This is a genomic window from Salegentibacter salinarum (assembly GCF_900168115.1).
Taxonomy (GTDB): Bacteria; Bacteroidota; Bacteroidia; order Flavobacteriales; family Flavobacteriaceae; genus Salegentibacter; species Salegentibacter salinarum.
This window is the reverse complement of sequence record NZ_FUZC01000012.1, coordinates 92,185-104,813: the sequence shown is the minus strand read 5'-3', so window position 1 is coordinate 104,813 and position 12,629 is coordinate 92,185. Positions and strand designations below refer to the sequence as shown.

Below are 12,629 nucleotides of genomic sequence, written 5' to 3'. Positions count from 1 at the left end.
ATGTATTTTGTTTCTTATGGGTTACGGATAACTATACTTTCTCCCTCGTTTTCCCATACTTTTACTCCAAACGGTAATTTTACGAGCTTTGTGCTATTTGAATTTTCGCAAACCTGGTTGGCCTTGTCAACAATTATGGTTTGGAGTTTTATTTCTTTTCTGGAAACTGTAATCCATTTAAACTGATTAAATGAACCTGAATTTTTAGTCCAGCTTTTATCATCATCATTATTTCTTAATGGGGCTCCCCAGCAACCTTCCCCAACATATACAGTACCTTTCTGATCATCTCGTACAAAGCCCTCGTCACAGTCTTCTCCTCCATTACATGGTTTAATAGGGTAGGTAGTTTTAACAACATGAGAATCCGATTCGCTTACCAGGTTAACTCCGTTTTTATAGAATAATTCTGCCCAGTTATTGTATTCATCATTTCCTTCTGCTTTATGAGATTGATGAGGGCGCATTGGTTTATGATACTGTATAAATTTCCATAATGCCTTGTCATTTTTAATTTTCTTCTTTAACCATGCATACTGATTTCCACCAGCCGCTATTTCAGAATTTAAGGTATATGTGGAAAATAAATTTTTTCCGAAAACGATGTTATAATAGACTGCTTTTGAAGGAGTGTTGAAGAGATTGTAAATCGAACTATTCGATCTTTCATGATTTCCTCTAGCTGGTAAAATAGGGAACATTCTGCCATCTAGAGCTATAGTATGCTGCCAGTCATCCATCCATTCAATCCACTCTTCTTCTGAACCACTATTAGTCATATCCCCGCCAAAAAATACTGCTGTGGGTTTTAATTTTGCAACCAATTTATTTGCTTCAATCCGGGGTACTCTGTTATTCCGAGAATCACCACCGGAAATAAAAGACATGCTTATATTGTCTTTTGGAGCTGTTTTAAACCAAAATCTCTTACTTACACCTTCACTATCTTTAATAATAAAATAATAATTAGTATCAGGATTAAGCTTGGTTAGTGTAACGAAATGATTATTCATTCCTTTATAGTCGACTTTTCTATCGGGTGATTTTTTTAAGGAATATTTGGAACTATACATTCCTCCATCTGTTATTCCATAATATACTCTTGGATTTTGACCAGAAATTTGATCCCAAGCTATTGTTATGGTTGAAGATGGGTCATCTGTTATAATAATTCTATAACGGCTATTTTTAGCAATACTATAGAAAGTTAAAAAAGAGAATATTATGGTGAGGGTTAAATGCTTCATTATGATTAGTTTAGTAAATTGGATTACAAATCTATTTTTTTGATTTTATTTTGATGGTAGGGAAAAAGGCCGTTCCAGATCGGTTGCAAATTGATCTTGTAGTCCCCATTTCTTGTTTGGTTCTTTTGAAAGTTCTATTTCAAGATAACCTCCATTGACAATTTCCTGATGAGTAAGCCAATTTCTATTTAAGGTTTTTCCGTTTAGTTTGGCCGATTTAATATAAAACCAATCTTTATTATAATTATTGACCTTGACTTTAAATTCTTTATTATTTTTATAGGTGATTGTATACTCCCTAAATATTGGTGCTGTTAGATAATATATAGGTGAGCCCACATTAGCTGCAGATAAGCCTAAACTTCTCATAACAAACCATGAGGACATTGTTCCGGCGTCGTCATCCATAGTTCTGAGATAAGCTCTGGGCTGGTTTTTATATATCTTGCCTATATAAGAATCTATTCCTTTACTGTTATTATTAAAATAGGTTTGCACCATCGTATCCAACAGGATTTTACGGAAAAGTTTTTGTGATTTCCAGGGTTTTTTAGTTGCATTGTATATTCCTGGAACTTGAAGATCAGGCTGATTAGCGTGATTATAATTATAGTCTTCAAAAAACTGGTCTAGCTGGTCTAAAAATTTATCTTCTCCTCCAACCAATTTTTTTAAACCATTTAAGTCGAAAGGGACAAACCACCTGTACTGCCAAATTGTACCTTGATAAAGTCCTCGAGCGTGCATTTGATCTACATCATTTCTGGAAAGGTCTTTAAAATCTTTTTTCCAGAATTCTTTATATTTCTGGGATTCTTTTAAATATTTATAGCTCAGTTCTTTTTCATTGATCTGGTGTAGCAGACCGGCCATAGCCCATTTATCGTAAGAAGTTTCCAAAGCTTTATCCGGTGAATCATACTTTAGATTGTTGGCTTCCTCCATTAAAGATTTCTTAATTGATTTTAAATTTAGATCATAACCTTTTCTTACTGCGTCTAATAAAACGACTAATGCATGTTCTGTACGTACCGTTGGAGACGGCTCATGCATGGTTGCCCATTCTTGTTTTCCAAACCGATAAAGATTTGCAATAGATTTTACAATATCGGCATATTTGTCGGGGTACATAAGCGAAAGCATGGGTAGTTGCTCTCTATAATTATCCCAAATGGCCCAACCGTTATAAGTTGTATTTTTTGATGTTTGAATTGAGCCATTTGTGGCTCTGAATTTCCCGTCATTTTCAGAAATTTGAAATGGAGCTTGCAGTCCACGATAAAGTAGTGAATAAAACAATTTCTCTCTATCATTCTCTCCTTCTACCTGAATCCTACCTAACAGCTCATTCCATTTCTTTTCAGTAGTTTCCTTCAAATTTAAAGATTGATTATTTTTAATTTTTTCCGCAGCATATTCACTATTTACTGAAGAAAATGCCACGGGTATTTGAATTTCATCAGAATCTCCGCTCAATATATACTTATGTTCTGTTAATTTTTTTAAATCATAATCTGAAGGGAGTTTTATTGCGAAATATAACCTATAAACACCCCTGCTACAGGTTGTCTCTGTATCTATCCAACCCTTTATTAATCCATTTTTTATTTGATGTTCTTCAGCCTTAAATCGTCCGGCAAGTGCAAAGCCTAAATCTATGTAAACACCATTTTTATTTTTTGGAAATGTGAAACTATTAACTCCGTAATTTAAACCAGAGTTTATCTTTGCTTTAATTCCATTTTCAAAAAAAACAGAATAATTACCGGGACTTGCTGTTTGAGACTTTTTGATTAGATTTTTTGAATAGTCATTACCTGAGAATGGCCTAATTAAAATATTTCCTCCGGAACCTGTGCATCCCACTCCTTCAATTCGTGTATGGGTGAAGCCAATATATTTTTTTGCGTAATATTCATATCCAGTATGATTGTGCGGGATTGTTTGAGGGCTAATACTCATCATACTAAATGGATAGGATGCTGCTGGTGACATTTGACCATAATCTCCAGAAGTTCCCAGAAAAACATTTACTTTTTCCGTGAAATTTTGCTGTGAAAAAATGGTGGTAAATGCGAGAAATAATAAACTTGATAAAATAGACTTTTTACAACTCATTAATTATTTTTTGAATATTCAACGGATAGGCGCGATCAATACTTTGAGGCTTGTTTAAAACTTTTTATATTAAAAAAGAAACAGCTATTTGAAATCCTTTTATTTTTCCATTTAAAATTGGATAAATATCGCTATTAAAACGATTTAGTCAAAATAAATTATAATTTTAACTTCTAAAAATGAATAACTAGATAAATAATTATGCCAATAACGCGCACTTTAAATCTTTTAAAATTTTGCTGTGTCTGTGTTTTTTTTGGAAGAGCTTATGAACATATTTTTTATGATCCTCCTTACAGATCTCTTCTCTGGGATGAAGCCATATTAAGCCCTATAATAAAAAGTGTTTTTAGGATGGATTGGGCGGATTATGTAACAAATACTTCAATTGATAATAAAATACAAATTGGAATTGTTAGTGTAGGTTTCTTTTATTTTTTCTGTGGAATAGCAAGCGTTTTCATCACTAGAAAAAATTATGATGTTTTAAAATATATTATCGGAACCGGAGCTGGGTCATTAATCTTTTTAGCTGTTTTACAGGCAAAAAGTAATTTTTACCATTTTGCCATGTTTTTTGAACATGCTATCCAATTTGGTTCTCCAATAGCACTTCTGGCGTGTTTTAAATTGAAAGAAAGGCAATTTACCTGGATTTTATTTTTAAAATTGATTATAGCGTTAACTTTTATAAGCCATGGATTATATGCAGTTGGACGGCCTTATCCGGTGCCAGGAAATTTCGTGACGATGGTTATCAATATTTTGACAATTACTGAAGGTCAGGCAATGAGTTTTCTGTTGATTGCTGGATGTTTAGATTTTTTAGCAGCAATATTGATTTTTTTACCTAAAACTTCAAATATAGCATTAGTTTATGCTGTCTTTTGGGGTTTTTTTACCGCCTTCGCAAGGATAATTAGTGGATTGACCTATGAATTTTCAGCAATAATATTTCATCAATATTTGTTTACTACTATATACAGGCTTCCGCACGGATTGATTCCTTTATTAACTTATTATATAATTAAAAAAAACAATGCTAAATCAATATATTATAAAATATCTATGACTGGGTTTCCGAAGATTAAGTAGGTATTAAGTGTGTTAATATAAACAGGTCGATTATTTTTGGATAGTGTCTTTTCTATCTAACTTCTTAAATCATTCTGAAAACTTTAAAACATTATTTTTTAAATTCTTAATAATTAAAACGGTTTAAAATAATTGGAGTTTTGCAATTGAAAGCTCATTGAATATTAAAATCATCTGCTTGAATAACCATTGTGCTGACACGTCTTCGGACAATTGGGTTACACTGTACCAAACAATACTTTAAGTATTGCCGGCATTGGGTTAGTGGATTGGGCAGTGTAAGTCTTATTAATATTTTAGCTCAGAATATTGTGGCTTTATGCGATGTAGTTAAACACAGTATTTTTTTGAAAGCTTTGTTTCAGAACGTGATGTATTATGATATAGATAATAAAGATGCAGCCACTACTGCTGCCCCTCATTAATTAAGTATAAATACAAACTTAAGTGTTCTTAATGAGAAGCATATCCAAATTTAGGAACGACTTCCAGATAATTAAGAAGCTATTGCAAAATTTGATTTACAATAAAAAATGAATCGGCTGCAAATAAGAAAGTTTTATTGAACTAAAAAATCACCAAAATAAATTTCTTCCCATTTCTTTGATGCTATTTTCGGTTCAATTATCTGCTCCAAAGTGATCTAGGAGATCACAAAAGATGAATTTCCACATTTGGATGGAAATGTGCAGGTCCGCTAATTTTCGAATGACCGGCACAAGATAAAATTAACATCCGTCAGTTTCAGTTATATTTTCGCCTACGACCGAAATTGAAAAATTATGAAATAATGTTAATAATATTTAACACAAATCTAAGGATTGCCTTTTACAACTTGACTATCAAATTTTACACCTAGGAACTTGTTTTATGTTTTTAAAAGCACATTATTTTCAAAAATAGTCAGTTTGTTCTGGTATAAATTGTTAAAAATTGATCTATTGTAAATTTTAGTTAAAAATTATTTTTCTAAACTAAATCGTTTTAGTAATTTGTCGAAATAATAATTACTGTTAATACTAACCTAAAAAATTAACATGGAATGAAAATACAAATGATATGGGATCTTACATTAATTAAATGTAAGACTGGAGTCACAACAAAAAAGTTTACTCAACTTCTTGTCTTTACTTTAATTTTCTACATTGGTAGTGATTTGGATGCTCTGGCTTTTCAGCAACAGGAAGACAATACAATTACGGTTACCGGTTCGGTAACAGATAATATGGGGCTGCCTCTACCGGGAGTAAATGTGCTTGAAAAAAGTACTACTAACGGGGTGATGACTGATTTTGATGGGAATTACTCAATTGATGTTGCACCTCAAAATGCTGTTTTAATATTTTCTTATGTGGGAATGCAGACATTGGAAAGAGCTGTGGAGGGGGAGACTACTATAAATGTAGCGCTTGAAAATGATCCTCAAGCTTTAGATCAGGTGGTACTAGTTGGATATGGAAAGCAAAAGAAAATAAGTGTAGTGGGGGCGCAATCTACGGTGAAGGCCGAGGAGCTCGAATTGCCTGTCGCTAATTTAGGAACTCAGTTGGCAGGACGTGTTGCTGGTCTTACAGGGGTGCAACGATCAGGACTGCCTGGTTTTGATGGGGCAGATCTTTGGATACGTGGTATTTCTACTTTTGGAGGTTCAGGACCACTTGTTCTCGTAGATGGTATAGAACGTTCCTTAGATAATATCGATCCTCGAGATATTGACTCCTTTACCGTACTAAAAGATGCTTCGGCGACAGCGGTCTACGGTGTTCGTGGGGCGAATGGAGTTATCCTTATTCAAACGAAAAGAGGTGAAATAGGAAAGCCAGAAATAAGTCTTGATTATTTTGAGGGTATTACTTATTTCACACAAGTGCCTGAGCTCACTAGCGGTATTGAGTATATGAATTTAGCTAATGAAGCCAGAACCACCAGAGGTCAGGTTCCCCTCTATTCGCAAGACTATATCGACAGAACGGCCAGTGGCGAAGACCCTTTGTTATATCCTAATGTAAATTGGCTGGACGAAGTATTTAGAGATTTTGGGCGAAATAGAAAAGCCTTACTCAATGTTAGTGGTGGGGCTGAAAGAGCTCGATATTATGTATCAATGGGGTATTATGATGAAACCGGTCTTTTTGTAACCGATGGACTTGAAAACTACGATTCAGATACTCGCTTTAAACGTTATAATTTCACCTCAAACTTGACTCTGGATATTACTAAGACTACACAGGTCAATGTTGGGATCCAGGGATACCTTTCTGAAGGAGATTATCCTTCTAGTGGTGTAGATGCGATATTTGGAACGGCTTTAGAGGCAAACCCTGTAGTATATCCTAAAATTTATCCGGGAGGCTATGTTCCTGGTAGAAGTGTTAACGGAGGTTTGCGTAACCCTTATGCTGAGGTTGCTTTAAGAGGTTATCGATCTTTAACCCGTAATAAACTTAATACAAACCTTGATATTACCCAAGAATTGGGTTCTATTGTTAAGGGCTTGTCTTTTCATGGTTTGTTTGGGTTTGATACCTATAACGAACAAGATATAAACCGAGGCAAACGAGAAAGCACGTTTTTTGTAGATTCTAATTTCCCTTATAACGAAGATGGCTCATTGCTGTTGAACGAAACTTTTACCGGTCAAAACTTTTTGGGATATGATAGATCAAATGGTGGTAATAAGAGAACTTATCTTCAAGCTTCTCTTAATTACGATCGTGAATTTGGAAAACACAATGTGAGTGGCTTGCTTTTGGCAAATCGATCAGATTTCTCAGATAATTTCGCTGGTAATTTTACCGATGCTATTCCGTATAGAAATCAAGGTTTGGCCGGCCGAGCTACTTATTCTTATGACGAACGTTACTTTATGGAAGTGAATGCCGGTTATAACGGTTCTGAGAAATTTGCTCCAGAAAATCGATATGGTTTCTTTCCGTCTTTTGCTGTTGGTTGGGTACTCTCTAATGAAAAATTCTTTGAGCCAATCTCAAATACTATTAATTATTTTAAGATACGGTATTCTGATGGTGAAGTAGGTTCTGATTCTGGAGCTGGTCGTTTTGCTTTTTTAAGTAGGGTAGAAGAGGGTCAACCTGGTTATTCTTATGGTGAAAATCCTGGAGGTATTGGAGGAATTCAAGAAACTTTCTATGGTGCTGACGTTACCTGGGCTACTTCTCGTAAACAGGATTTAGGAATTGAATTTAATGCTTTCAATAACGATCTTAGAGTGATTGTTGACTTTTTTAAAGAACATACCACAGGTGCATTCTTAAACCGTAGAGATATTCCTAACTATATAGGATTAAATTCTGACCCTTCAGCAAATATTGGGGTTGTGAATAATAAAGGTTTTGATGGTACAATTAACTATAATACTACAATAGGTCAAGAATTTCGCTTAGGTTTTAGAGGTACATTTTCTTATAATAGAAATGAAATTATACAGAGCGGTCAACCTAGGCAACCTCATCCTTGGTTAAATGATAAAGGTTATGGTTTGCTCGCTAACAGAGGCTTGGTTGCTGATGGACTTTTTACTCTTGAAGACGATATAAATGGAGACGGTTTTATTACAACCGAAGATGGTTTTCCTACGCAATACGGTCAAATACAACCTGGTGATATTAAATACGTAGATCTTAATGAAGATGGTCAAATAGATGCCTTCGATCGTAAGGTTATCGGTGATGGAGATGTTCCTGCTTTAACCTACGGTGCTGGAATTACAGGTCAATTTAAAGGTTTTGATCTCAGTATGTTTTTTCAGGGGCAAGAGTTTGCAGATCGTTATATAGGAGGTTATGGAGTACAGCCATTTACCGGTGATGGTGGGGAAGGTAGTACATATGCTATAGTAAATGACCGATGGACACCCGAAAATAATGATCCCAATGCGACCACTCCCAGATTATCTTATGGACAATCAGCAATTGGGCAGGGTAACAATACGCAGTTGAGTACTTATTGGTTGCGAGACATTGCATTTTTCAGATTAAAATCTGCAGAATTGGGCTATAATCTTCCTGAAACGCTGACCAAATATGTGGGTGTTAATAACTTTAGGGTTTACCTCCGAGCTACAAATGTATTTACGATAACGGATTTTGATCTTTGGGATCCTGAGTTGAATACAAGTAACGGTAGTCGTTATCCCAATATATCTGTAATTGCTTTAGGCGGAACCATACAATTTTAAACTTTTGGTAGACTAATTTTTTAATTTATAAATATAATAGGATGAAAAAAATAATAATTTTATGTTGTGGCTTAATGATGCTCTCCTGCAGCGATGATTATCTGGATCAGGTTCCCGATGATCGTTTAACTTTCGATGAGACTTTTTCTAAACAAAATACTGTGAGGGGGTATTTGGCTAATATTTATTCACGATTTCCGAATGAGTTTAGTCAACGGTATACTACTAGTGCGAATTCAGGTCCATGGACTGGAGCTTCAGATGAAGCTGAATACGTATGGGGTTTCCATATGGGTAATAATTTAAACATTGCCGATTGGAATGCAACTACTCAAAATGTGAGTAATCTATGGTCAAATTTTTATAGAGGGATACGAGCATCTACTACCTTGATTAACAGTATTGATCAATGTCAAAACTGCTCTGCAGATATAAAAGAACAATACGCAGCTGAAGCACGTATTTTACGAGCGTTTTATTATTACAATTTAATGCGTAGCTGGGGACCTATTCTTCTAATGCCGGAAACAGTTGTTCCAACTAATGCCAATTTAGATGAGTTGGGCTTAGAAAGAAATAGTATAGATGCTGTAACTAACTATATAGTATCAGAGTTAGATAAAGGAGCTGAAGCTCTAGATGGAGTGAATTTTGATGGCCAAAATGCGGGGCGTATGAGTACACCTTTTGCGATGGCTATTAAAGAAAAAACATTGCTTTTTGCTGCAAGTCCACTTTATAATGGTAATTCTGATTATTCAGATTTAATAGATTCAGAGGGGAATAACTTAGTACCTCAAAGCTATGATCAACAAAAATGGAAAAAGGCAGCTGATGCTGCAAAAGCATTTATCGATAAATTTGTACCTAGTTCGTTTGAGCTTTATAAGGAATTTAATAATGATGGAAGTTTAAATCCATTCCTCTCAGTTAAAAATAGCACATTAGAAGATTTTAATGTTGAAATTATTTATGCAATACCTAGAGGGAATAATTCATATCAATATGATGTAACACCTTTACATATTGGAGTGGCTGGTAATTCACCCACTGGTGCTGGAGGACTTAGTGTTACTCAAGAAATGGTAGACGCATTTTTTACCAATAGTGGTAGATCTATAGACGATCCTCAATCAGGTTACCGAGATAGCGGATTTTCTGATTTTCAAGCGCCTGACGATTTCGCACCAAGAACAACCTTTAATCCTTGGACCAATAGGGAGCCCCGCTTTTATGCAGGTGTAACCTACAATAATCGACTTTGGTTAAATCGAAATTTTGGTGACATTGTTACAACAACCTGGTATAGTGGGAATTCAGGCATTCAAGCTGGAACTAATGATTACCCACCAACAGGGTATATTGTTCGTAAAAAAGCTGCCGAAGATTATGGCGCTAGGAGTCTTCCATATATGCGTCTGGCAGAAATTTATTTAGATTATGCTGAGGCTTTAAACGAATACGATCCTGGAAATCCAGATATTCTGAAGTATGTTAATCTTATTCGTGAGCGAGCTGGAATACCTGAATATGGAGATGTTGACCTTCCCGCGCCCTCAGGACAAGATGCTGTAAGAGAAGCAATTCATAAAGAAAGACGTATTGAACTTTTTGTTGAGAATGTTCGTTATTTTGATGCACGCCGTTGGAAAATTGCTGAGGACGCCTTTGGTGGAGATATGCACGGAAAAGACGTTAATGCCAGAGATGAGCAAGAATTTTATAATACGGTTGTTTTTGAAAAAAGGGTTTTTCGTCCACAAGATTATCTATGGCCAATTCCCCAAGACGAGATAAATGCAAATCCAAAACTGATTCAAAATCCAGGGTGGTAGTTTAGCATAGAATTAGGTTTGATTAATACTCTTTTGTAAAAGCAAGTGCTTTAATCATCACCTTGGAGTGAAACTTTATAAGCCAGAAACTTCTTAACTATTTTAATTTTTAAAAAAAGCCATTGGTTGGTTAATCATTTTTAAACACATCAAGATTATGAAAAAACATACTTTTAAAATATTGGTGATTACAATTATGTCAGGATTGATCTATTCTTGTACACCAGAATCTACTTCGGCGATTGAAGGCTTGCCTGATGCTGAGGTTAATAATGATCCACCAGGAGCACCTCCTCGTGGCTTTGTAGAAAATTATCAGAGCCATGATCACGCGGTTAGGAGACAGTATTTTGATGATTATGTAGGGGTATATTATGACACTGTTGTAGATCGTTCCATTACCTGGCCATTTAATTTCTTTAGTTCCGCTTGGAATGAAGTTACTGATATTTATGGCGATTTTGGAAATGAAAGCGCACTTTATGTTGTGGGACATGGAGAGTCAAGTGAAGGTATTTATACCACTGTTTTTGATCAGCAAGATTCCCATAGCCTTATTGATTTTACAGTTCCTGCAGATTCAACTGGAGCGGTATTAGATGAGCCTCTGCGCTTAATGGCAGATGTTGTTCAGATGTCGGCTAATGGTGTTTTTAAATCTCCTGCCAAGGCTGTTTGGAAGGATAAGTTTTCCCAAATATTTATATTTGACCTGTATAGAAAATTAGGCATGGATAACGAGGCTAGTAGAGTAAAACAGGAATATTTGAATGATGTTGATGATTTTCCTAATCCTGGTACCCAGTGGTTTAAGGACTGGTTTCTTCCTATTTATGAGACTTATAATGGAGCTAATACTGTAAGTAACTTTTTTGAAGTACTTTCTCAAAACTATCCTATAGATGGAAGCGAATACTCCAAGGATATGAATATGGGTGAATTTATTCATTTTTGGAGTGCTGCTACAGGAGAGGATCTCTTACCTATGGCAGAAGCTGCCTTTGAATGGAACGATGGATATAATGATGAACTGCTACAAGCAAGGGCAGAATTTCCTAATTTGAATTATCCTTTTGAACCAGCTTCAGAGCTTATAGATTTAACCTCAGAAGCTACAGTAAGTGTAAGTAAGGATAATGATGGAGGAGCAGAAGCCAACGAAGGATCTTTAAAACTTATTGATAACGATGTGAATAGTAAATTCTTAACAGGAGGATTTCCTCAGGATTTCTGGATGCAACAGAATTTTACTGACGCTAAAGTAGCTAATAAATATACAATTACTTCTGGAAACGATGCTCCGGACAGGGATATGAAAAGCTGGGAACTGCTTGGGTCTAATGACGGAATTACCTGGGAAGTAATTGATACTCGAACGGATCAATCTTGGACAGAGCGTAACCAAACACGTGAATATAATTTTGACAATTCCAATGCTTACCTGTATTACAGAATAAATGTTCTTGACAATAATGGCAGTAGCTTGATTCAGGTAAGTGAATGGAGACTGCTTAATTTACAGCTATTAGACTTTGGTCCTAAAGATTTTACTGAAAATGCAATACTTTCGGTAAATCAGGAAAATGGCTCAGGCCCTGACGGTCCTGAAGGCTCATTAAAACTGATAGATAATGATGTGAACACCAAATTCTTTTTAGGTGGGTATACTTCCGAGTTTTATGCACAACAGGAATTACCGGAGGCTAAAATAATTACTAAATATACCCTAACTTCTGGGAATGATTCTCCAGAAAGAGATCCCAAAAATTGGGAGATTCTTGGATCTAACAATGGAGAATCATGGGTTGTTCTAGATACTCGGGAGGAGCAGACATTTAGTGAGCGAAACCAGACTAAAGAATTTTTGGTAGATAATGAAACTGCCTATAAATACTATCGCTTCCATGTGACTGCAATTAGTAGTGGTGGTGCCATGCAACTAAGTGAATGGCGCATTCTGGGTATAGAATAAAATAAAGCTTATTTAATGCATCTATTTCGGGTGGTCTATACACCCGGAATAGTTGTTTTTTATTTTTCGATCACTAAATGGAATTAGTCAATTATGAGTACATTTTACAGAGAATGAATTCAGAATTTAAATTAACCTATGATAATACCTAGTATATTACTACA

Annotated in this window: 6 protein-coding genes; 4 read left to right on the top strand and 2 right to left on the bottom strand. The window is 35.3% G+C overall.

Annotation, left to right across the window (positions count from 1 at the left end):
- Nucleotides 1-14: 14 nt before the first annotated feature.
- Both B5X53_RS14325 and B5X53_RS14320 read right to left on the bottom strand, forming a co-directional pair.
- Nucleotides 15-1,247, bottom strand: a complete 1,233-nt coding sequence (locus tag B5X53_RS14325) for a purple acid phosphatase family protein (protein ID WP_079713918.1) — start codon at nucleotides 1,245-1,247, stop codon at nucleotides 15-17.
- A gap of 45 nt (nucleotides 1,248-1,292) precedes the next feature.
- A complete protein-coding gene (locus B5X53_RS14320; protein ID WP_079713917.1) occupies nucleotides 1,293-3,365 on the bottom strand; it encodes a glycoside hydrolase domain-containing protein in 2,073 nt (690 codons plus the stop codon).
- A gap of 201 nt (nucleotides 3,366-3,566) precedes the next feature.
- Between B5X53_RS14320 and B5X53_RS14315 the strand changes: the two genes are divergently transcribed.
- The 4 genes from B5X53_RS14315 to B5X53_RS14300 all read left to right on the top strand — a co-directional run bounded on the left by B5X53_RS14315 (nucleotide 3,567) and on the right by B5X53_RS14300 (nucleotide 12,465).
- Nucleotides 3,567-4,460 (top strand): hypothetical protein, encoded by an 894-nt coding sequence (locus tag B5X53_RS14315; protein ID WP_079713916.1) that lies wholly within the window; start codon nucleotides 3,567-3,569, stop codon nucleotides 4,458-4,460.
- Nucleotides 4,461-5,502: 1,042 nt separating this feature from the next.
- Nucleotides 5,503-8,658, top strand: coding sequence for a SusC/RagA family TonB-linked outer membrane protein (locus B5X53_RS14310; RefSeq protein ID WP_101023026.1), 3,156 nt, complete (start codon nucleotides 5,503-5,505; stop codon nucleotides 8,656-8,658).
- A 41-nt stretch (nucleotides 8,659-8,699) separates the two neighbouring features.
- Nucleotides 8,700-10,493, top strand: a complete 1,794-nt coding sequence (locus B5X53_RS14305) for a RagB/SusD family nutrient uptake outer membrane protein (protein WP_079713914.1) — start codon at nucleotides 8,700-8,702, stop codon at nucleotides 10,491-10,493.
- 157 nt (nucleotides 10,494-10,650) lie between these two features.
- The gene (locus B5X53_RS14300) at nucleotides 10,651-12,465 is read left to right on the top strand and encodes a discoidin domain-containing protein (RefSeq protein WP_079713913.1); all 1,815 of its coding nucleotides are present in this window, start codon (nucleotides 10,651-10,653) and stop codon (nucleotides 12,463-12,465) included.
- Nucleotides 12,466-12,629: the final 164 nt, after the last annotated feature.